The organism is Nocardiopsis sp. NRRL B-16309, assembly GCF_001279585.1.
In the GTDB taxonomy this organism is placed as follows: Bacteria; Actinomycetota; Actinomycetes; order Streptosporangiales; family Streptosporangiaceae; genus Nocardiopsis.
In genome coordinates this window covers 331,576-352,217 of record NZ_LGEC01000002.1, presented here as the reverse complement: position 1 = coordinate 352,217, position 20,642 = coordinate 331,576, and the positions used below count along the sequence as shown (strand labels likewise).

Here is a 20,642-nt window from a genome sequence, read left to right as displayed (position 1 = left end):
GACGCGGGGCGGCGGGCCCGGAGTTCCGCGGCCCGCCGCGATCCCACGGGCCGCCGCGATCCCACGGGCCGTGAGCGAGGGCCCCGGTCAGATGGTGGCGGTGTCGATGACGAAGCGGTAGCGCACGTCGCTGGCGACCACGCGCTCGTAGGCGGTACCGATCTCCTCGGCGCCGATCACCTCGATCTCCGATCCGATGCCGTGCTCGGCGCAGAAGTCCAGCATCTCCTGGGTCTCGGCGATGCCGCCGATCATCGACCCGACGATGGCCTTGTTGCCACCGATCAGCGAGAACAGGTTGATGGAGACGGGCTCCTCCGGCGCACCGACGTTGGCCAGCACGCCCTCGGGCCGCAGCAGCCCCAGGTAGGCGCCGAAGTCCAGGGGCGCCGACACCGTCGACAGGATCACGTCGAACCTCCCGGCCAGTTCCTCGAACGTCGCCGGGTCGTTGGTGGCGTAGTAGTGGTCCGCGCCCAGGCGCAGCCCGTCCTCCCTCTTGCGCAGCGACTGGCTGAGCACCGTGACCTCGGCGCCCATGGCGTGCGCCAGCTTGACGCCCATGTGGCCGAGCCCGCCCATGCCGAGTACGGCGACCCTCGTGCCCGGACCGGCCTTCCAGCGCCGCAGCGGCGAGTAGGACGTGATGCCCGCGCACAGCAGCGGCGCGGCCGTGTCCAGGGGCAGGGCGTCGGGGATGCGCAGCGTGTAGTTCTCGTCGACCACGACGGCGGTCGAGTAGCCGCCGTAGGTCGGCCGGCCGGAACGGTCCAGGCCGTTGTAGGTGGGGGTCATGCCCCGCTCGCAGAACTGCTCGGTCCCGGCGCGGCAGGGCCCGCACTCGCGGCAGGAGTCGACGAAGCAGCCCACGCCGACGCGGTCGCCGACCGCGTGGCGGGTCACGCCGGAGCCGACCTCGGCGACCACGCCGGCGATCTCGTGCCCGGGGACCATGGGGAAGATCGCCTCGCCCCACCCCTCCCGGACCTGGTGGATGTCGGAATGGCAGATTCCCGCGTACTTGATGTCGATCAGGACGTCGAACTCGCCGACGGGTCGGCGCTCGATGGTCGTGCGCTCCAGCGGTGCCTTGGCCGCGGGAGCCGCGTAGGCGGCGACGGTGCTCACAGGGTGTTCTCCTCGGCGGTACTGCGGACTCCCGGCCGGAACCGGCCGGGACGCCTACGAGGCTGCCAAGGATCGGCCCGGCCACCCAGACCCCTGTGCCGCGTAGGACCGGCGTGCCTACGTCCAGTGGGGTCAGGCTCCTGGTCGTGGGACGGGGAATACTGGGAGCATGGATCACGAACCGGGCCCAGGGAGCACGACCGGACGCCACGAGCCGGAGGCGGTCCTGCACCGACGCGCCGAACTCGGCGAGTTCCTGCGCACGCGGCGGGCCAGGCTCACGCCCGAGGACGTCGGCGTGCCGCGCCTGGGCCGCTACCGCCGGGTGCCCGGCCTGCGGCGGGAGGAGCTGGCCCAGGTCGCGGGCGTGTCGGTCGCCTACTACACCCGCCTGGAGCAGGGGCACGGCCGCAACGTGTCCGCGGAGGTGCTGGACGCCATCGCCCGCGCGCTGCGGCTCACCGACGCCGAGCACGCCCACCTGACGCACCTGGCCAAGCCCCAGCGGAACCGGCGCAGGGCACCGGTGCGCTCGCAGCGGGTGCGGCCCGCGCTCAGACAGCTGATCGACACGCTGGAGGGTGTCCCGGCCTATGTGGTGGGACGGCGGTCGGACATCCTCGCGTGGAACCGGATGGCGGCGTCGCTGTTCGGGGACTGGGGCCGGATCCCGGCCAGGGAGCGCAACTGGGCGCGCATGGTCTTCCTGCGCCCGGAGTCCCGCGATCTGTTCGTCGAGTGGGACGCCAAGGCGGCCGACATGGTCAGCTTCCTGCGCCTGGAGGCGGGGCGCCACGCCGACGACCCGGAGCTGGCGGCGCTCGTGGGGGAGCTGTCGGTGCACAGTGACGAGTTCCGCCGCCTGTGGGCCGAGCACGACGTCAAGGAGAAGGGGCACGGCGTCAAACGGCTCCTGCACCCATTGGTGGGGGAGCTGACGCTGTCCTTCGAGACCCTCGTCCTGCCCGACGACGCCGACCAGTACCTGGTCACCTACCACGCGGAGCCCGGCTCGTCCTCCGCCGACGGCCTGCGCCTGCTGGGCAGCTGGGGCGCGGACGCGGCCCACCTGGACGTACCGGAGTCCCGGCCGGAGGGCTAGGAGCCGGGGCCTCGCACGCGGGCGCCGTCGGCCGAAGGGCCGTCCCTAGGGGCGGGGGAGGGCGATGTGGTAGGCCTTGCGCAGCGTCTCGTGGACGGTCCAGGTGGTCCGGTCGCCCTCGCGCAGCACACAGGCGTCGCCGGGTCCGACCTCCAGCACGGGGCCGCCCTCCACCTCGATGGTCGCCCGCCCGCTCACCACGACGAACAGCTCGTCGGCCTCGGTGTCGGTGACGACACCGGGCGTGATCTGCCACAGGCCGCGGAGCTGCGTGCCGTCGGCCGACTCCCACAGCACCCGACCGGTCACCACCGGATCGCCGGAGACGATCTGGGCGGGGTCCAGCGGTTCGGGCTCCAGGTCCGCGTCGGGGACGTGCAGGGCGAAGGGGACGGGAGCCTGTTCGTTCGTCGTCATGGGACGCCACTCTTCCAGGCGGTCCCCGGTTCGGCGGGAGCCAAGGTGTCAGGAGATCGAGCGCGGTCTTGACCCTGTGTCACGCCCCGCGGGAGTCCCGCGACTGCCGGGCCGCCTCGTCGACGATGCCGCCGAGCCGCCGCGGCTCGCGTCCGGCCACCGCCGCCAGCAGGGACTCCTTGTCCGCGAAGTGCTCGTAGGGCGCCATGCGCGACCCCCCGCTCAGAGGGCCGACCTCGCGCAGGGCCACCGCCTCGGTGCCGCCCGCGTCCAGCAGGCCGGTGGCCGACGTCACGAGAGCCGTACGGGGCCATCCATCGTAGGGCGTGTCCCCTCCGGACGTGGGCGGAACAACGCCCGCCCCCGGAGCGTTGGCACCCAGGGCGGCCGACACCGGGACCGCCCCGACCACGTACCGCCCGAGCCGGGTGAAAAACCGGTTGCCGACCCTCATAACCTTGAGAACTGATGAGCACCACCACGCCCGCGCCCGGCGCGGACACACTCCGTTCCCGGCTCCGCGACCTCATGCCGGCGGACCGGCACCGGCTCCGCCGCCGTATCGACGGCCTCGCGAAGATCGGTGACGAGCGGCGGCGCGCCTCCGTCACCGCCCAGATCGCCCGCGACATCGACGAGGCCGTCCTTCGCGTGGACGTGCGCCGCGAGGCGGTGCCCGAGCTCAGCTACCCCGAGGCACTCCCGGTCAGCGCCCGCCGCGAGGACATCGCGGCGGCCATCCGCGACCACCAGGTCGTGATCGTCGCCGGTGAGACCGGCTCGGGTAAGACCACGCAGCTGCCCAAGATCTGCCTCGAACTCGGGCGCGGCGTCATGGGCACCATCGGCCACACCCAGCCGCGCCGCTTGGCCGCGCGCACGGTCGCCGAGCGCATCGCCGACGAGATCGGCACCCCCCTCGGCGAGACCGTCGGCTACAAGGTGCGCTTCACCGACTCCTCCAGCGAGAGCACGCTGGTCAAGCTGATGACCGACGGCATCCTGCTGGCGGAGATCCAGCACGACCGCATGCTGCGCGCCTACGACACGCTCATCATCGACGAGGCGCACGAGCGCAGCCTCAACATCGACTTCCTGCTCGGCTACCTCAAGCAGCTGCTGCCCAAGCGCCCCGACCTCAAGGTCGTCATCACCTCGGCGACCATCGATCCCGAGCGCTTCTCCCAGCACTTCGACGACGCCCCCATCGTCGAGGTCTCCGGCCGCACCTACCCCGTCGAGGTCCGCTACCGGCCCATCTACGACGAGATCCTCGACCCGGACGAGCAGGGGCCGGGCAAGGACCGCGACCAGACCCAGGCAATCCTGGACGCCGTGGAGGAGCTGGGCCGCGAGGCGCCCGGCGACGTGCTGGTCTTCCTCAGCGGAGAGCGGGAAATCCGCGACACCGCCGAGGCCCTGGAGAAGAAGAAGCTGCGCGGCACCGAGGTGCTGCCGCTCTACGCGCGCCTGTCGGTCGCCGAGCAGAAGCGCGTGTGGTCCTCGCACTCCGGCCGCCGCGTCGTCCTCGCCACCAACGTCGCCGAGACCTCCCTGACGGTGCCCGGCATCAAGTACGTCATCGATCCCGGCACCGCGCGCATCTCCCGCTACAGCCACCGCACCAAGGTGCAGCGCCTGCCCATCGAGGCCGTCTCCCAGGCCTCGGCCAACCAGCGCAAGGGCCGCTGCGGCCGGGTGTCCGAGGGCATCTGCATCCGGCTGTACTCCGAGGAGGACTTCCTCTCCCGCCCCGAGTACACCGACCCCGAGATCCTGCGCACCAACCTCGCCTCCGTCATCCTCCAGATGGCCGCGCTGGGTCTGGGCGACGTCGCCGCCTTCCCGTTCGTGGACGGCCCCGACCACCGCCAGATCAAGGACGGCGTCAACCTCCTCACCGAGCTGGGCGCCCTGCACCCGGACCCCTCCGGCGCCAAACGCCGCCTCACCGCCCGGGGCCGCACGCTGGCCCAGCTGCCCATCGACCCCCGGCTGGGCCGCATGGTGCTGGAGGCTCAGGAGCGCGACTGCCTGGCCGAGGTCCTGGTCATCACCTCCGCACTGTCCATCCAGGACCCGCGCGAGCGCCCCTCGGACAAACAGCAGCAGGCCCAGGCCATGCACGCCCGGTTCGCCGACAAGGAGTCGGACTTCCTGGCCTTCCTCAACCTCTGGAACCACCTGCGCGACAAGCAGAAGGAGCTGTCGGGCAACCAGTTCCGCCGGATGTGCCGGGACGAGTTCCTCAACTACCTGCGCGTGCGCGAGTGGCAGGACATCCACGGCCAGCTCCGCCAGGTGCTGCGCACCATGAACGTCGAGGTGCCGGCCCCGCGGGAGGCCGCCGCCGACCCCGCCGAGGTGCACAAGTCGCTGCTCGCCGGGCTGCTGTCGCACGTCGGCCTGAAGGACCCCGACAAGCACGAGTACCTGGGCGGGCGCGGCGCGCGCTTCGCGATCTTCCCCGGTTCGTCGCTGTTCAAGAAGCAGCCCCGCTTCGTCATGGCCGCCGAGCTGGTGGAGACCTCCAAGCTCTGGGGCCGCATGGTCGGCCGGATCGAACCCGAGTGGGCCGAGGAACTGGCCGGGGACATCGTCAAGCGCAGCTACAGCGAGCCGCACTGGGAGCGCAGGCGCGGGGCGGTCATGGCCTTCGAGCGCGTCACCCTGTACGGGGTGCCGATCGTCGTGCAGCGCAAGGTGCAGTACGGGAGCATCGACCCGGCGCTCTCCCGAGAGCTGTTCATCCGGCGCGCCCTCGTGGAGGGCGACTGGGAGACCCGGCACCACTTCTTCCACGACAACCGCAAACTCCTGGAGGAGGTCGAGGACCTCGAACACCGGGCCCGCCGCCGCGACATCGTCGTGGACGACGAGGCGCTGTTCGACTTCTACGACCGCCGCGTCCCGGAGTCGGTCGTCTCGGCCGCGCACTTCGACTCCTGGTGGAAGAAGGCCCGCCGCGAGGACCCGGCGCTGCTCGACTTCACCCGCGAGGAACTGATCAACGACGGCGTCGGCGCCGTCAGCGAGGACGACTACCCGGACGTGTGGCGCCAGGGCGAGTTCGTCTTCCCGCTGAGCTACCAGTTCGAGCCGGGCAGCGACTCCGACGGCGTCACCGCCCGGGTCCCGGTGAAGTTCCTCAACCAGGTCGAGGACACCGGGTTCGACTGGCAGATCCCCGGCCTGCGCGACGAACTCATCACCGCGATGATCCGGTCCCTGCCCAAGCCGCTGCGCCGCTTCTTCGTCCCGGTGCCCGACCACGCCGCCGAGGCGCGGGCGGGACTGACCCCCTATGAGGGGCCGCTGAGGGAGGCGCTGGCCGCCGAACTGACCCGCATGGCCGTGCCCAAGGGCGGGGACAGGGTGCCCGCGAGCGCCTTCCAGCTGGACCGTGTCCCCGACCACCTGCGGATCACCTTCCGGGCCGTGGACGACCGGGGGCGGACCCTGGCCGAGTCCAAGGACCTGGAACAGCTGCGGGCCAAGCTCAAGCCGCGGCTGCGCGAGGCCATCTCCGCCGAGGCCAAGGGCGTGGAGAGGAAGGGCCTGACTTCCTGGGACTTCGGCCCCCTGGAACAGACGCTGGAACGCAAGGCCCTGGGCCCCAAGGTCAAGGGCTACCCCGCCCTGCTCGACGAGGGCGAGAGCGTCGCGATCCGGATCTTCGACACCCGGCCCGAGCAGCGCGCCGCCATGTGGGCGGGCACGCGCCGCCTGCTCCTGCTCACCGTGCCCTCCCCGGCGCTCGCGGTCAGCAAGGGGCTCAACAACCCGGACAAGCTCGCCCTGGCCGACAACCCGCACGGGTCGGTCAAGAAGATGCTCGCCGACGCCGAGTCCGCGGCGGTGGACCACCTGCTGGCCCGCGAGGGCGGACCGGTGTGGAACGGCGAGGACTTCGCCAAGCTGGCCGACCGCGTGCGCGCCGACCTCGGCGACACCCTCGCCGAGGTCCTGGACAAGGTGGCCCGCGTCCTCGTGCTCTGGCGCAAGGTGTCCAAGAAGGTCAAGGGCACCACGTCGCTGGCGGTCCTGCCCTCGCTCAACGACGTGCAGGGCCAGCTCGGCGACCTGGTGGGCGACGGGTTCGCCACCGCCGCGGGCGCCTCGCGCCTGGACGACGTGCACCGGTACCTGCGCGGGATCGAGTACCGGCTCACCAAGCTGCCGGACAACCCGCGCCGGGACCAGGTCAACATGGCCAAGGTCGAACAGATGCGCCAGGCGGTGCGCAAGGTCGTGGGCGCCCTGCCCGCGGGCCGGTCCGCCGACCCGGACGTGGTCGAGCTGCGGTGGATGCTGGAGGAGTACCGCGTCAGCCTGTTCGCCCAGGAGCTGCGGACCGCCTACCCGGTCTCGGACAAGCGCATCATGAAGGCCCTGGAGGCCGTCAAGACCGCCGGCAGGTAGCGCGGGCCGTGCGTCCCCCTGCTCGCGGGGAGTCCTGAGGGGAGCGGACCGCTGCCCTTCGCCTCGTGGACGCGGTGCCGACGGCCGGGCGTCGGGCGATAGCATGCCGCTGGTGGTGTAGACCACCTTCGGTACAGGCGCGATGAGAACGAGGTTCCCGGTGGGCGACTCGGTGCACGGACGGCGACTCCTGTTGGTGGGCACCTACACCCCCGACTCCGAGCCGCCCGGCGAGGGGCAGGGCATCCACCGGGTCTGGTTCGACCCGATGACCGGCCAGTTGACCGACGGAGGCGTGGCCGCGCACACCACCGGCCCCTCCTTCCTCGCCTACCGCGCCGACCCGCCCACGGTCTACGCGGTCAACGAGAGCGAGAAGGGCACCGTCACCGCCTGGCGGATCGACGCCGACGCCGGGCTCTCCGAACTCGGGCACGCCCCCACCGGGGGCGCCTCGCCCTGCCACGTCCTGGCCACGGACACCGCGCTGACGGTCGCCAACTACGCCAACGGCGTGGTGGCTCAGTTCGCCCTGGCCGACGACGGGGCCATCGCGCACGAGGCGGCGCGGTTCGCGCACACCGGCTCCGGGCCGGTCACGGACCGCCAGGAGGGCTCCCACGCGCACAGCGCCGTCGCGGTCGACCAGCACCACGTGCTCGTGGCCGACCTGGGCACCGACGAGCTGCGCGTCATCCGAGGCGGCGAGCAGACCGGCACGATCGTCCTGCCCCCGGGCACCGGCCCCCGGCACGCGGCGGTGGCGGGGGAGTACGTCTACGTGGCGGGCGAACTGGACTCGCGCGTGCACGTCCTGCGCTGGGACGGCGACACCGGCACCGCGGAGTACCTCGGCTCGGAGCACGCCACCGGTGAGCGCGCGGCGGGGGTGAACTTCCCCGGCGAGATCCTCACGCACGGGGAGCGCGTGTACGTGTCCAACCGGGGCGCGGACGCGGTCTCCACGCTGGCGGTCCGCGACGGCGGCGCCCGTCTGGAGCACCTGGCGAACACCCCGGCCGGCGGCGCCTGGCCGCGCAACTTCACCGTCGTTCGCGGGCACCGCGACGAACCCGACCACCTGGTGGTCGCCGCCCAGAACGGCGACGCCCTGGCCGCCCTGCTCGTCGACCCCAGGACCGGCGTGCCCGCCGACACCGGCCACCGCCTGTCGGTCCCCGCCCCCGTGTGCGTGCTCCCGGTCCCCATCACCCGCATCCGCCGCGCCGCGCGTCCCTGACCTGGGCCGGGGGCAACTCCTACAAGCTTCGGGGCCCGGGATCTGTCGGCTCCGGACTCCCGCCGCGAGGTCGGCATATCGGACAATGGGTGCGATCATCTCCCACGAACTCCCCGGAGGGGACACACCCATGCCCGCCCTCGCGTCGACACCGGTCCAGTACAAGGGCCTGACCGCCCGCGATCTCGCGCTCATCGCCGTCTTCGCGGCGCTGATCGCCGCCCTGAGCGTCACGGTCGCCATCCCGATCCCGTTCTCGCCGGTCCCGATCACGCTCCAGACGCTCGGCGTCATGCTCGCGCCCAGCCTCCTGGGCTGGAAGCGCGGCACGCTGGCCGTGGCGGCCTTCCTCGCCCTGGGATTGGCCGGGCTGCCGCTGTTCGCGGGCGGGCGCGGCGGCGTCGCCGTCCTGGCCGGGCCCTCCGCCGGGTTCATCGTCAGCTGGATCTTCGCCGCCCTGGTCATCGGCTACCTCACCGACCTGATGGTCCGCCGCCGGAAGTACAACTTCTGGGTCGGCGCGGGCATCAACGTGCTCGGCGGCATCGTGGTGATCTACGCGATCGGCGTTCCCTGGCTGGCCGTGGCCCTGGGCGACGGGGTCCTCGCGGCCGCCTACTCCATGGCCGTCTACCTGCCCGGTGACCTGGTCAAGGCCGTGCTGACCGCCGCCATCGCCGCCACGGTCGCCCGCGCCTACCCGATCCCGCCCGCCGGCCGGCCGGTCGCCGTCGCCGCGAAGCAGGCCGAGGACGCCTGATGCTCCGTCTGGAGGGCGTCTCCCACTCCTACGACGGCCGCGCGGTCCTGCGTGGCGTCACCCTCGACCTCGCCGAGCACCGCATCGGCGTGATCGGGGCCAACGGCTCGGGCAAGTCCACGCTCGCCCGCACCCTCAACGGCCTCGTCGTCCCCGACGAGGGCCGGGTCAGTCTGGGGGAGTGGGACACCCGGCACCACGCCCGGCGGATCCGCCGCCGGGTGGGGTTCGTCTTCTCCGACGCGGCCAACCAGATCATCATGCCCACGGTCGCCGAGGACGTGGAGATCGGGCTGCGCCGGCTCCGGCTCGGCCGCGCGGAGACCGCCCGCCGGGTCGACGCCCTGCTGGAGCGGTTCGGGCTCGACGGCCACCGCGACCACCCCGGCCACCTGCTCTCCGGTGGTCAGAAGCAGCTGCTGGCCCTGGCCTCGGTGATGGCGACCGAACCCGGGATCCTGGTGTGCGACGAGCCCACCACCCTGCTCGACCTGCGCAACACGCGCATGGTGCACCGCACCCTCACCGGCCTCGACCAGCAGCTCATCCTGTTCACGCACGACCTGGACCTGCTGGCCGACTTCGACCGGGTGCTGGTCGTCGACGACGGCCGGGTGGTGTTCGACGGCTCTCCCGACGCGGCCGTGGCGGCCTACACCGGCGGCATGCTCGACGAGGAGCGGGACGGGGCGGGCCGGTGACGGGCCTGTACGTTCCCGGCGCCGGGCCGCTGCACCGCCTCACCGCACGGACCAAGCTGCTCGCGCTGCTGGCCGTGAGCGTCGTGATCATCGTCGCGGGAGATCCGTGGGTCTCCGTCGGCGCCCTGGCCACGGCCCTGGCCGTCTACCCCCTGAGCGGGCTGGGCCTGCGCCGCGCCTGGCACGTCCTGCGGGTGCTGTGGCCGTTCCTGCTGGCCATCGCCGTGTTCCAGACCCTGTTCGGCGACGGTCCGACGGCCGTGCGCCTGGTGGGTCAACTGGCCGCCCTGGTCCTGCTCGCCAACGCCGTCACGCTCACGACGCGGGTGCGGGAGATGCTCGACCTGTTCGAGCGCGCGGCCCGGCCGCTGCGCCACGTCGGGGCCGACCCGGACCGGGTCGCCCTGGTGCTGGCCCTGACCATCCGGTCCATCCCGATGGTCGCCGCGGCCTGGCGGGCGGCCCGCGAGGGCTACGTGGCGCGCGGCCTGTCCGGGCGGCCCCACCTGCTGGTGGTACCCGTGATCGTGCAGTTGCTGCGGATGGCCGAGGCGACGGGCGAGGCGCTCGTCGCGCGTGGGATCGACGAGCCCGACCGGCCCTGAACCGTCGTATGTGACGCGGGAATCGCCTTCTGAAAACGCATTGTGTGCAGTTGGTGCCGATTCAATATCAGATATGTTCGCTGGTCCGGGTTCGGGTGGATAATCGCAGGCACACACCATCCCCCCGCCGTGCGAACGAATCGGTGATCATGTGCCCTGGCGCATTCCCGGTGCTCATCGGGTCCGGCCCCTGGCCGTGGCGGCCGCCGTGCTCGCCGCCGCCATGGTGCTGAGCGTGTCGGGTGCGGGATCGGCCGCGGTCGGCGTTCCGGAGCCGGATCCGCGCCGGCTGGAGAGCCTGCTGTCCGGGCACGATCTCCCCCTGGTCCCCTTCGCGCCCGTCACCGCCCCGGCCACGGGCGGCTCGCCCCTCACCCCCGAGGACCGCGCCGACCTCACCGCGCGGATCGACGCCCTCGTGGCCGCCTCCGGGGCCGACGCCGGCGTCGCCGTCCAGGACCTGCGCACCGGCGCCGCCTACGGATACCGGGCGCACGAGCCGGTCTACACCGCCAGCGTCGTCAAGCTCAGCCTGGTGGCCATGCTGCTGGCCCGTGCCCGGGAGGAGGGGCGCGAACTCACCCCCGGCGAGCGCGCCCAGGCCGAGGAGGTGATCCGCTACAGCGACAACGACCTCACCGACGCCCTCTATCAGAGCAACGGGTTCACCGACGGCTTCATGGCCGGAACGCGCGCCTTCGGGCTGCGCGGCACCGAACCCAACCCGGTCGGGGTGTGGGGCGCCACCCGGACCACCGCGGCCGACCAGCTGCGCCTGCTGCGCGCGCTGTACACCGACGACAGTCCACTGGCGGAGGAGGACCGCGCGTTCGTGCGCGGCCTGATGGAGGAGGTCGCCCCTGAACAGGCCTGGGGCGTGTCGGCCGCGGCCGGTCCCGAGGACACCGTGGGCGTGAAGAACGGCTGGACGCCGCGCGAATCCAACGGCGGGCGGTGGAACGTCAACAGCGTCGGCTTCGTGGCCGGTCCCGAACGCGAGTACCTGGTCGCCGTCCTCACCGACGGCAACAGCGACTACGTCGGCGGCGTCGGCCTCGTGGAGGACCTCGTCCGCCTGGTCACCGGCGCCCTGGAGGGCACACCGGCCGAGGAGGTCGGGCGTTGATCCGCCCGCAGCGCGGACGCAAACCCCCGGGCCCCGCGGGCGCCGTCCCCTTCCTGGGACACGCGCCCGCGGAGCCTCCGAGCACTCCCTAGTCGAGCGGACCGCCGGCCACGTAGATGACCTGGCCGGAGACGAACCCGGCGTCCTCACCGGTCAGGAAGGCGACCGTGTTGGCGACGTCGGCCGGAACGCCCGCGCGGCGCACGGGGATCTCCTTGGCCTTGAACTCCTTCATGGCGTCGAAGTCGATCCCGATCCGCTCGGCGGTCGCCCGCGTCATGTCGGTCTCGATGAACCCCGGAGCCACGGCGTTGCAGGTCACGCCGAACTTGCCGAGCTCGATCGCCAGGGTCTTGGTGAAGCCCTGCAGGCCGGCCTTGGCCGCGGAGTAGTTCGCCTGGCCGCGGTTGCCCAGAGCCGAGGAGCTGGACAGGTTGACGATGCGGCCCCAGTTGTTCTCGGTCATGTGCGCCTGGGCGGCCTTGCTCATGAGGAAGGAGCCCCGCAGGTGCACGTTCATCACGGTGTCCCAGTCGTCCGGGGACATCTTGAACAGCAGGTTGTCGCGCAGGACGCCCGCGTTGTTGACCAGGATCGCGGGCGGGCCGAGCCGCTCGGCGACGGTGGCCACGGCGGCGGTGACCTGGTCGGCGTCGGAGACGTCGCAGCCCACCGCGACGGCGCTGCCGCCGTCGGCCGTGATGCGGTCCACGACCTCCTGGGCGTCGGACTCCTTCAGATCCAGCACGGCGACGGCCCGGCCCTCACGCGCCAGGCGTTCGGCGGTGGCGGCACCGATACCGCGGGCCGCTCCGGTCACGATCGCCACACGAGGCGTTGGGGACATGTGAAACCTCCAGTAAGTCACGTGGTGGGCGCGGGTGAATCCTATCCGCATGCCTACCGGTCGGTACGCGTCCGGGGGGTCCTCTCACCGTGCGACCTGGTGGCCTGGTTCGGCACTCCCACCTGTGTTTCGGCCAACCCGCCGATTCGGTATCGCGGTTTGCCTGCAAGCGGGCGGGAGGTGGCCTACGATTGCCGAACAGAAGCAAGATGCACGTGCATTCGATCCGTGCAGCAGCACACGCCCGCGGCGGCAGCGCCGCGCCGGAGACGGCCACGTCGCATCAGTGAGGAGTGGATGGCATGGAGTGTGCGGAGGCGGTGGCGGAGCCGACCGGGGGATGGTGGCTCAAGGTCCTGACGCACGGTTCCCGCCGCTGGAACACGCCGGTCTGCGGCGACCGCCACGACGCGGTGACGTGGGGGCTGGAGGCCCAGGCCCACGCTGTGGGGGCCGCACGCGAGATTTCGGAGGCCCTTCTCCGAGAATGGGACATGGAGTACTTGACCGGGGATGTCGCCCTGGTCGTTTCCGAATTGGTCACCAATGCCGTACGCCACGGCGGCCCGCTGGCCTTGACCAGGCGCAGCGCCGAGGGCATTCAGCTGTCCCTGATGCGCAGCGGGCGTGAATTCATCTGTGCCGTCCGTGACGGAGGAGATCGCCTGCCGAGCAGAAGGGAGCCGGATCCGGCGGTCGAGGGCGGGCGGGGGCTTGCCCTGGTGAGCGCTTTCGCGCGAGAGTGGGGTGTGATTCCCACACCGCCGGGCGGAAAGTTCGTTTGGGCGCAATTCGTGTGACCGGGTACCGTCGCCGCCGGCGTCGCCTCGGAACCACCGCGCCGATGACCGATGGAGGGGTCCGAGGTCGGTCGGCGGGTTTGCCGCATCGCACCTCCGGAGCGGTGGCGGGGGGACAATGCGTCCATCGTGTACATGTAGTGTCGTGACCGCACGGCAGGTGTATCCGGCGGTTCCGGATACTCTTGTGGGGAATGACAGAGAGGCGGCGAACGTGGATATCGCTCGATTGCGCAAGGGGAGTGGCCCCACCGTGCGTCGCATGCTGCTTGGGCACGAGCTACGGAAGTACCGCGAACAGCGCGGTATCACCCGCGAGGACGCCGGGAACCGGATTCGGGCGTCGGCGTCGAAGATCAGCCGGATGGAACTGGGCCGGGTCGGATTCAAGCTGCGCGATATCGAGGACCTCCTCAAGATGTACGGGGTCTCCGACCGCACGGTGATCAAGCAATTCCTCGAAGTGGCCCGCGAATCCAACAAGCCCGGGTGGTGGAAGGAGTACGGCGACTCCCTCCACAAGTGGCTCGTGAGGTACGTGGGGTTCGAGGAGGCCGCCGACCACATCCGCATCTACGAGTCGCAGTTCGTCCCCGGCCTGCTCCAGACCGAGGAGTACGCGCGGGAGATCATCTCCGGCGGTGTCGAGACGGACCTGGTCACGGAACAGCGGATCGAGGCGAGACTGCAGAGACAGAAACGCCTGGACCGCGACCACGACATGCGCATGTGGGTCATTCTCGACGAGGCGGCCGTGCGCCGTCCGATCGGCGGCAAGGCCCGCGGCCGGGAGATCATGCGCGGCCAGATCCGGCGGCTCATCGAGTTCTGCCGGGACTACGACAACATCACGCTGCAGATCGTCCCCTTCGAGGTCGGCGCGCACGCGGCGGAGGCGGGCTTCACCCTGCTGCGCTACTCGGAGTTCGAGCTGGCGGACCTTCTCTACCTGGAACAGCTCACCGACGGCGAGATCGTGGACCGTCGCAGTGTCGTGGAGGCCTACACCAAGGCGATGACCAGGCTGAGCGTCGCCGCGGCCACACCGGACGAGACGCTGGAGATGCTCGAGGAAATGCTGGAGGACCTGGAGAAGGAATGACATCCGTCGCCCGCGGGGGGCGGAGACGGGTGTGACACGAGGGTACGGGCTCGCCGAGGCGGGCCCTTCGTGTGCTTCGGGCCGTGATGGAGGGCTCCGTTCGGGAGGCGGAGCCCTCCATCGCCATGTCCGCCCACCCGGCGGACCGAGCCATCCCCTGGACGTTCCCGCGTCCCCCGAGGCCCGGTCCTGCACCAGCCGGGAGGGGCCGCGCCGTCGGCGTCCGTCGTGGGTGGTGGCCCACCCGTTCGGCTCAGCGCCCCCGTGGGCGCCCACCCGTTCGGCTCAGCGCCCCCGTGGGCGGTGGCGGGCGACGGTCGGGGAGGGCTGCGCCGTTGGCGTCCGTTGAGGGTGGTGGCCCACCCGTTCCGCGCAGCGCCCCCGTGGGCGATGGCGGGCGACGGTCGGGGAGGGCTGCGCCGTTGGCGTCCGTTGAGGGTGGTAGCCCACCCGTTCCGCGCAGCGCCCCCGTGGGCGATGGCGGGCGACGGGTGGGCGTTGCCCGACGATCACCGTCTAGCTGACCAGGTTGTCGAAGTCGCCGTCCTTCGCGCCGTGGATGAGGCAGTCGATCTCCTCCTGCGTGTACACGAGCGCTGGACCCGAGGGGAAGCGCGAGTTGCGTACGGCGATGGAACCGTCGGACAGGCGGGCCATTTCGACGCAGGCGCCCTGGGAGTTGCTGCGCTTGGCCTTCTGCCAGGCGGCGCCGGTGAGCTCGGTGGCGCTGATGCCGTTGTGAGCGGTCATGGTCGTGCTCCTTCTACGTGTGGGGAACGTGCGTGCCGATGCACTGCCAGATGCACGTGCATAAGCACCGGCACGTTCACAAGCTTAGCGTGACGAACACCACCTGTCCCTGACTTTGGTCTGATGTAAGCGCCGTGTAACCCGATGGGCGTCCGGCGGTGACACTGCTCCTGTGAGGCGGCGGGCCGGAAACGTCCGGTCCCGTGCCGTATCGAACGGGATGCGCGCAGAAGAAGGCCCCACCGATCCGGAGGGATCGGTGGGGCGCGCAAGGTGTGGAACCGGTGGTGCCGTGGGACCGACGGCCCCCGGCGTGGATCAGGAGCACTCCAGGGCGGTGGTCAGGGCCGCCAGGTTGCCGCGCATGATCGAGGGGTAGTCGTCGCCGGGGGAGTCCTCGGTGATGCCCTCCAGCGGGTCGAGCACCTCGACCTCGGCGCCGGACTCGGCGGCGATGGTGTCGGCGGTCGCGTCCGGCATCAGGGGTTCGGTGAAGACCGTGGTGATGCCGCGCTCCTCGACGATGTCGGAGATCGCCGCGATCTGGGAGGGGGAGGGCTCGGTCTCGGGGTCGACCCCGCTGACACCGATCTGCTCCAGCCCGTAGGCGTCGGTCAGGTACGTGAACGCGGTGTGCCCGACGACCACCTCGTCATGGGCACAGGAGGCCATGCCCTCCTCGTACTCCTCGCCGATCGCCGCCAGCTCGGCGGTCACGGCCTCGGCGTTCTCCTCGTAGGAGGCGGCGCCGTCCGGGTCGACCTCGGCCATGCGCTCGGCGAGCGCGGTGGCGGTCTGGGACATCAGGTCGACGTCGAGCCAGAAGTGGGGGTCGAACTCGCCGTGGTCGTGCCCGTCGCCCTCTTCGCCTTCGTCGTGGGCGTGCTCGTCCTCGTGGGAGGCCTCGTCCTCATGGGATTCGTCCTCCTCGTGGGCGTGCTCGTCCTCGTGCGCGGCTTCGTCCTCGTGGGCGTGCTCGTCGTCATGGGAGTCCTCCTCCTCATGAGCGTGCTCGTCCTCGTCCTCGTGGGCGTGGTCCTCGCCCTCCTCGTCCTCGTGCGCCTCCTCCGGGTTGGCGGGGCGCAGTTCGACGATGTCGGCGACGTCGAGGGCGGCGTCGGCGGCCTCCTGCTCCACGGCGTCGTCCACGGCGGGCTGGAGGCCGGAGACGGTGAAGGCGATGTCGGCCTCGCTCACCTCGGCGACCTGTCGGCCGGTGAGTTCCAGGTCGTGGGGCTCGACGCCCGGTTCGGTGAGCTGGACGACGGCGGCACGCTCGCCGCCGACCTCCGTGGCCAGCCACTCCAGGGGGTAGACGCCCGTCACGACGGTCAGGGAGGCGTCGGCGGGTTCGGTGCCGGACGCTTCCTCCCCGCCGCCGGCGCAGGCCGCCAGTGTCATCATGGCGGCGCCGACGGCGGCCGCACGCAAGGTTGTCCCAGTTCGCATGGGTCCATCATCGGGAAAATGAAAACGGTTGTCAATTTGTCCGCATTCGCACGGCTTCCACGAGCCACCGGCCGCGGGCCCGTTTCCCCGGACCGGCGTCCCGAACCGGCGTCCGGGACCGGCGTCCCGGAACATCGTCGCGAACCGCCGTCCCGCCCGCCGCCGGGTCGGCGGCCTCAGTTGGACTCGGCGAAGCGCTCCACGTCCTCGGTGCGCCCCGCGACCACGATCAGGTCGCCCTTGTGCAGCACGGTCTCCTCGGTGGCGTACGTGAACTGCTCGTTCAGCCGCTTGACCGACACCACCGTGATCCCGTACTTGTGCCGGACCCGGGTCTCGCGCAGGGACTTGCCGAGCAGTTCCCGGGGCGCCTTGGTCTTGCCGAGCGAGAACCCCTCCTCCAGCTCCACGTAGTCCAGCATCCGCCCCGACACCAGGTGGGCCACGCGTTCACCCATGTCGTGCTCGGGCAGGACCACGTGGTGGGCGCCGACCTGTTCCAGGATCCGGCCGTGGCGGCGGCTGACGGCCTTGGCCCAGATGTCCGGCACACCCAGGTCGACCAGCTGCGAGGTCGCCAGGATGCTCTCCTCCAGGTGCGTGCCGATCGCGACCACGGCGTGGCTGAACTGCGCGGCACCGATCTGGCGGAGCGCCTCGTCGTCGGTGGCGTCGGCGATGACCGTGTGGGTCAGGGCGTCCGAGAACATCTGGACCAGCCGGGGGCTGGAGTCCATGCCCAGGACCTCCCAGCCGTGGTTGACCAGTTCCAGGGACATGGAGCTGCCGAACCGGCCCAACCCGATCACCAGGATGCGCTTGTCGGACACCTTCTTGCTGTGCGGCACGTGGCCTCTCCTCGTTCTCTCAGCCGATCATCGGCCGCGCTTCGGCGAAATCGTAACGCCGCTTGCGCTCGCGGAACGCCAGCGCGGTCACGAATGTGATGGGGCCCATCCGGCCGGCCATCATCAGGACCGCGAGCAGGGACTGCGCCCACGGGGCCAGTTCCGGGGTGATGCCCGTGGACAGCCCGACCACGCCCACCGCGGAGACCACCTCGAAGAGGGTGTCCATGAAGCTGAACGGTGTGGCCTGGAGGAAGAACACCGTCGTGACGGCGACCACGGTCATCGACAGGAAGGTCAGGCTCAGCGACTGCCGGATCACGTCGGGCGCCAGTCGGCGGGAGAACACGTGCACCCGGTCGTGCGCCCGCACCTCTGACCACACCACCAGGAACAGGACCGCGAGCGTGGCGACCTTGATGCCCCCCGCCGTCCCGGCGCTGCCGTTGCCCACGAACATCATCATGATGGTGAGCAGCAGCGTGGAGTCGCGCATCTCCCCGGTGTCGGTGGCGTTGAAGCCGCCGCTGCGCGGCATGACGCCGTGGAAGACTCCGTCGGTGATGCGCGCCCACCAGTGGAGTCCGCCGAGCGTGTCCGGGTTGTTCCACTCCATGAGGATGATCAGGACCGCCGTGGCGGCGAAGAGCAGACCGCTGGTGATGAGTGTGAGCTTGGTGTGCAGGGTCCAGTGCTCGGGCGCGCGCCAGTGGTGGCGCATCTCGATGAGCACGGGGAACCCGATGCCGCCGAGGATCACGGCCATGGCCACCGAGAACAGGATGACCCCGTCACCGGAGAAGCGCATCATGCTGTCGTCGTAGAGCGACAGGCCGGCGTTGTTGAACGCGGAGACGGAGTGGAACAGGCCGGAGTAGGCGGCCTCCCCGAGCGTCATGTCGTGACCCAGCCACATCCGCGGCGTGATGATCAGGAACACCAACGACTCCAGCACGAAGCACACCTTGACCACGCGGGTCACGATCCCGCCGACGTCGCCCACCGCGAGCGCCCGGTTCTCCGCCTGCACGTTCAACGTCATGCGCAGGCTGAACCGCTGTACGACGGCCACGCCCAGGAGCGACGCCAGGGTCATGATGCCGAGCCCGCCGGTCTGGATGAGGACCAGGACTACGAGGTGGCCGAACACCGTCAGGTCGCCGCCGATCGAGATGACCGACAGGCCGCAGACGGCCAGCGAGGAGGTCGCGGTGAAGAAGGCCTCGACGAAGGTCAGCCCCTCCTCGCCGGTGGACGCGGCCGGGGTCATGAGCAGCAGGGTGCCCAGCGCGTCGACGGCGAGGAACATGACGAGGAAGGCCCGCGCGGGCTTGTCCCAGGCGGAACGGGGCCGGACCAGGGCCTCCTGGTCGCGGCGTCGTTTCCGCAGGTTGAGGGCGTCGCGCAGCGCGGACAGGCGGCGGCCGACCACGGCCGTCCACAGTGCGGCGCGCTCGCGCGTCGCGTCTGGCACCCACCTCATCGTCGCGTATCCACCCGAATCTCCGCGCCATCACTCCGGACCGGACCGATTCTGCCAGTTCGGCGGGGGTGCGTGGCACGGGGCCCGCCGGATGGCGGGAGTGCGCGGCCGGGGCGCGGAGCCACCACCAGGCACGGCGCGCCCGGACGGCCGTCCGGGACCGGCCGTCCGGGACCGGGCGGTGGCCGGGTGGCGGCTCAGGCGTGGCTGGCGCCCTCGTGGTCGGCGTGGCCGGGCGGCTCCAGCTGGAGGGTGGAGTGATCGACGTCGAAGTGCCCGGCCAGGCACTCGTGCAGTTCGTCCAGCATCCGGCCGGAGTCCTTGAGGTCGGTCTCGGCGACCACCACGTGCGCCGACATGACGGGGAGTCCGGAGGTGATCGTCCAGGCGTGCAGGTCGTGGACGTCGATGACGGCGGGGTGGCCGAGGAGGTGGCCCCGCACCTCGTCCAGGTCCATGCCCCTGGGGGCCGCCTCCAGCAGGATGTGCACGGCCTCGCGCAGGAGCGACCAGGCGCGGGGGACGATGATGGCGGCGATGAGCAGGGAGACCACGGTGTCGGCCTGCGCCCACCCGGTGATCCAGACGATCAGGCCGCCGAGGATGACGCCGACGGAGGCCAGCGCGTCGCCCAGCACCTCGACATAGGCGCTCTTGACGTTGAGGCTCTCCTTGGCGCCGCTGCGCAGCACGAGCAGTCCGACGACGTTGACGACCAGGCCGAAGGCGGCCACGGCCACCATCCCGAGTCCGGAGACCTCGGCGGGCGACTGGAGGCGTTCGACCGCCTCCACCACGATGAACCCGCACAGGACGAACAGGACCAGCGCGTTGACGGCGGCGGCGAGGATCTCCGCGCGCTGGAACCCGAAGGTCCGCTGCGTGGTGGCCGGGCGGCCCGCGACCCACACGGCCACCAGGGCCAGGGCGACGCCCAGGGAGTCGGTCACGGTGTGGCCGGCGTCGGCGAGCAGCGCGAGGCTGCCGCTGAAGGCGGCGCCCAGCACCTGGGCGACGGCGACGCAGAGCATGAGCGCCAGGACGATCGCCAGCCGCGAGCGGTTGGCCGCCCCCGCCGTCGCCATGCCGTGGCCGTGCCCGTGTCCCGCACCCATCGGTTCCCCCGTCGTCTCGGTCCGTCGGCCGCCGTGTGCCCGTGCCCGTGCCCGTCCGCGTCCGTGCGCGTGGCCGTGCCCGGGGCTCGGACAGTTCAGTCACGACTGTTTATACAGTCCAGGCTGTCTATACAGCAACTTATGTACAATGATTTTCATGTTGACCGCCGAGCAGCGCCTCTCCGCCATCCACCGTCTCGGCCGCGCGCTGTCGGATCCCACGCGCAGCCGTCTCCTCCTCGCCCTCCTCGACGGTCCCCACTATCCGGCGGGGCTGGCCGACCAGCTCGGACTGACGCGCCAGAACGTCTCCAACCACCTGGCCTGCCTGCGCGACTGCGGCCTGGTGCGCACCCATGCCCGAGGGCGCCAGGTCAGCTACGAACTGGTCGACGACTCCCTCGCGCACGCGCTCGACGACCTGCTGAGGGTCGTGTGGGGCACCGCGCAGCCGCACGAGCCGCACGAACCGCACGAACCGCACGAGCCGGCCGAGGAGCGGGCGCGGACGGCCTGACCGTCCGACGGCGTGACGGCCGACGTCCGTCCCGCGCCCGGGCGAGCGGTCGAAAGGCGCCTTTCGCGCCCGCGCCGATTCGCCCGCGCGTTGACACAGAGTTCTCGGACGTGTCATTCGGGTATGCGAAACGGCGCGCGTTCGGTCGGAAAGCAAATGTGACGTGCACAACTCCTGTGCGCCCGCGAAGGGCCACGCCACACGGCGAAATGCGGGGCTCCCGGAGAACG

At 71.3% G+C, this 20,642-nt stretch carries 19 protein-coding genes; 10 read left to right on the top strand and 9 right to left on the bottom strand.

Features of this window, described 5'->3' with window-relative positions; genetic code table 11:
• Nucleotides 1-87: 87 nt before the first annotated feature.
• Entirely contained in the window at nt 88-1,128 is a 1,041-nt protein-coding gene (locus tag ADL05_RS01345; RefSeq protein WP_053614961.1) for an NAD(P)-dependent alcohol dehydrogenase, read from the bottom strand.
• Nucleotides 1,129-1,297: 169 nt separating this feature from the next.
• Between ADL05_RS01345 and ADL05_RS01340 the strand changes: the two genes are divergently transcribed.
• Complete coding sequence (locus ADL05_RS01340) at nt 1,298-2,230, top strand: helix-turn-helix transcriptional regulator (RefSeq protein WP_053614960.1); 933 nt, start codon at nt 1,298-1,300, stop codon at nt 2,228-2,230.
• Nucleotides 2,231-2,275: 45 nt separating this feature from the next.
• On the opposite strand, the gene ADL05_RS01335 is transcribed toward ADL05_RS01340, so the two are convergent.
• A complete protein-coding gene (locus ADL05_RS01335; protein ID WP_053614959.1) occupies nt 2,276-2,647 on the bottom strand; it encodes a cupin domain-containing protein in 372 nt (123 codons plus the stop codon).
• Between the two features lie 79 nt (nt 2,648-2,726).
• Nucleotides 2,727-2,942 (bottom strand): TetR family transcriptional regulator, encoded by a 216-nt coding sequence (locus tag ADL05_RS01330; protein ID WP_053614958.1) that lies wholly within the window; start codon nt 2,940-2,942, stop codon nt 2,727-2,729.
• A gap of 173 nt (nt 2,943-3,115) precedes the next feature.
• Between ADL05_RS01330 and hrpA the strand changes: the two genes are divergently transcribed.
• From hrpA to ADL05_RS01300, 6 genes are all read left to right on the top strand, one after another.
• Complete coding sequence (gene hrpA / locus ADL05_RS01325) at nt 3,116-7,069, top strand: ATP-dependent RNA helicase HrpA (protein ID WP_053614957.1); 3,954 nt, start codon at nt 3,116-3,118, stop codon at nt 7,067-7,069.
• A gap of 142 nt (nt 7,070-7,211) precedes the next feature.
• Nucleotides 7,212-8,309 carry a lactonase family protein gene (locus ADL05_RS01320; protein WP_053614956.1) on the top strand — a complete coding sequence of 366 codons (1,098 nt, stop codon included), beginning with the start codon at nt 7,212-7,214 and terminating at the stop codon, nt 8,307-8,309.
• 130 nt (nt 8,310-8,439) lie between these two features.
• A complete protein-coding gene (locus ADL05_RS01315) occupies nt 8,440-9,069 on the top strand; it encodes a biotin transporter BioY (protein WP_053615051.1) in 630 nt (209 codons plus the stop codon).
• Nucleotides 9,069-9,770, top strand: coding sequence for an energy-coupling factor ABC transporter ATP-binding protein (locus tag ADL05_RS01310; RefSeq protein ID WP_053614955.1), 702 nt, complete (start codon nt 9,069-9,071; stop codon nt 9,768-9,770). The genes ADL05_RS01315 and ADL05_RS01310 overlap by 1 nt, the downstream gene beginning before the upstream one ends.
• Nucleotides 9,767-10,375 (top strand): energy-coupling factor transporter transmembrane protein EcfT, encoded by a 609-nt coding sequence (locus ADL05_RS01305; RefSeq protein WP_053614954.1) that lies wholly within the window; start codon nt 9,767-9,769, stop codon nt 10,373-10,375. The genes ADL05_RS01310 and ADL05_RS01305 overlap by 4 nt, the downstream gene beginning before the upstream one ends.
• 151 nt (nt 10,376-10,526) lie before the next feature.
• On the top strand, nt 10,527-11,501 hold the full coding sequence (locus ADL05_RS01300; RefSeq protein ID WP_053614953.1) for a serine hydrolase: 975 nt from the start codon (nt 10,527-10,529) through the stop codon (nt 11,499-11,501).
• An 88-nt stretch (nt 11,502-11,589) separates the two neighbouring features.
• Here ADL05_RS01300 and ADL05_RS01295 read toward each other — a convergent pair whose 3' ends face one another.
• The gene (locus tag ADL05_RS01295) at nt 11,590-12,348 is read right to left on the bottom strand and encodes an SDR family NAD(P)-dependent oxidoreductase (RefSeq protein ID WP_053614952.1); all 759 of its coding nucleotides are present in this window, start codon (nt 12,346-12,348) and stop codon (nt 11,590-11,592) included.
• Nucleotides 12,349-12,650: 302 nt separating this feature from the next.
• Here ADL05_RS01295 and ADL05_RS01290 point away from each other — a divergent pair, with 302 nt between their 5' ends.
• Together ADL05_RS01290 and ADL05_RS01285 are read left to right on the top strand one after the other, a co-directional pair.
• Complete coding sequence (locus ADL05_RS01290; protein WP_053614951.1) at nt 12,651-13,148, top strand: ATP-binding protein; 498 nt, start codon at nt 12,651-12,653, stop codon at nt 13,146-13,148.
• A gap of 262 nt (nt 13,149-13,410) precedes the next feature.
• Nucleotides 13,411-14,250: a helix-turn-helix transcriptional regulator gene (locus ADL05_RS01285; protein WP_053614950.1), complete on the top strand. Its 840-nt coding sequence runs from the start codon at nt 13,411-13,413 to the stop codon at nt 14,248-14,250.
• A 516-nt stretch (nt 14,251-14,766) separates the two neighbouring features.
• On the opposite strand, the gene ADL05_RS01280 is transcribed toward ADL05_RS01285, so the two are convergent.
• From ADL05_RS01280 to ADL05_RS01260, 5 genes are all read right to left on the bottom strand, one after another.
• Nucleotides 14,767-15,000, bottom strand: coding sequence for a DUF397 domain-containing protein (locus ADL05_RS01280; RefSeq protein WP_053614949.1), 234 nt, complete (start codon nt 14,998-15,000; stop codon nt 14,767-14,769).
• A gap of 318 nt (nt 15,001-15,318) precedes the next feature.
• Nucleotides 15,319-16,449 carry a metal ABC transporter substrate-binding protein gene (locus tag ADL05_RS01275; protein WP_053614948.1) on the bottom strand — a complete coding sequence of 377 codons (1,131 nt, stop codon included), beginning with the start codon at nt 16,447-16,449 and terminating at the stop codon, nt 15,319-15,321.
• A gap of 176 nt (nt 16,450-16,625) precedes the next feature.
• Complete coding sequence (locus ADL05_RS01270; protein WP_053614947.1) at nt 16,626-17,297, bottom strand: TrkA family potassium uptake protein; 672 nt, start codon at nt 17,295-17,297, stop codon at nt 16,626-16,628.
• Nucleotides 17,298-17,316: 19 nt separating this feature from the next.
• Complete coding sequence (locus ADL05_RS01265) at nt 17,317-18,606, bottom strand: TrkH family potassium uptake protein (RefSeq protein ID WP_156365674.1); 1,290 nt, start codon at nt 18,604-18,606, stop codon at nt 17,317-17,319.
• Between the two features lie 371 nt (nt 18,607-18,977).
• Nucleotides 18,978-19,895, bottom strand: a complete 918-nt coding sequence (locus tag ADL05_RS01260) for a cation diffusion facilitator family transporter (protein WP_053614945.1) — start codon at nt 19,893-19,895, stop codon at nt 18,978-18,980.
• Nucleotides 19,896-20,052: 157 nt separating this feature from the next.
• Here ADL05_RS01260 and ADL05_RS01255 point away from each other — a divergent pair, with 157 nt between their 5' ends.
• Nucleotides 20,053-20,412: a helix-turn-helix transcriptional regulator gene (locus tag ADL05_RS01255; RefSeq protein WP_053614944.1), complete on the top strand. Its 360-nt coding sequence runs from the start codon at nt 20,053-20,055 to the stop codon at nt 20,410-20,412.
• Nucleotides 20,413-20,642: the final 230 nt, after the last annotated feature.

Bases quoted from the DNA above. Each gene is read 5' to 3' on its own strand.
- ADL05_RS01340 (WP_053614960.1), top strand. From the start codon at position 1,298: ATGGATCACGAACCGGGCCCAGGGAGCACGACCGGACGCCACGAGCCG.
- ADL05_RS01335 (WP_053614959.1), bottom strand. From the start codon at position 2,647: ATGACGACGAACGAACAGGCTCCCGTCCCCTTCGCCCTGCACGTCCCC.
- hrpA (WP_053614957.1), top strand. From the start codon at position 3,116: ATGAGCACCACCACGCCCGCGCCCGGCGCGGACACACTCCGTTCCCGG.
- ADL05_RS01320 (WP_053614956.1), top strand. From the start codon at position 7,212: ATGAGAACGAGGTTCCCGGTGGGCGACTCGGTGCACGGACGGCGACTC.
- ADL05_RS01315 (WP_053615051.1), top strand. From the start codon at position 8,440: ATGCCCGCCCTCGCGTCGACACCGGTCCAGTACAAGGGCCTGACCGCC.
- ADL05_RS01310 (WP_053614955.1), top strand. From the start codon at position 9,069: ATGCTCCGTCTGGAGGGCGTCTCCCACTCCTACGACGGCCGCGCGGTC.
- ADL05_RS01295 (WP_053614952.1), bottom strand. From the start codon at position 12,348: ATGTCCCCAACGCCTCGTGTGGCGATCGTGACCGGAGCGGCCCGCGGT.
- ADL05_RS01290 (WP_053614951.1), top strand. From the start codon at position 12,651: ATGGAGTGTGCGGAGGCGGTGGCGGAGCCGACCGGGGGATGGTGGCTC.
- ADL05_RS01285 (WP_053614950.1), top strand. From the start codon at position 13,411: ATGCTGCTTGGGCACGAGCTACGGAAGTACCGCGAACAGCGCGGTATC.
- ADL05_RS01280 (WP_053614949.1), bottom strand. From the start codon at position 15,000: ATGACCGCTCACAACGGCATCAGCGCCACCGAGCTCACCGGCGCCGCC.
- ADL05_RS01275 (WP_053614948.1), bottom strand. From the start codon at position 16,449: ATGCGAACTGGGACAACCTTGCGTGCGGCCGCCGTCGGCGCCGCCATG.
- ADL05_RS01265 (WP_156365674.1), bottom strand. From the start codon at position 18,606: ATGTTCCTCGCCGTCGACGCGCTGGGCACCCTGCTGCTCATGACCCCG.
- ADL05_RS01260 (WP_053614945.1), bottom strand. From the start codon at position 19,895: ATGGGTGCGGGACACGGGCACGGCCACGGCATGGCGACGGCGGGGGCG.
- ADL05_RS01255 (WP_053614944.1), top strand. From the start codon at position 20,053: ATGTTGACCGCCGAGCAGCGCCTCTCCGCCATCCACCGTCTCGGCCGC.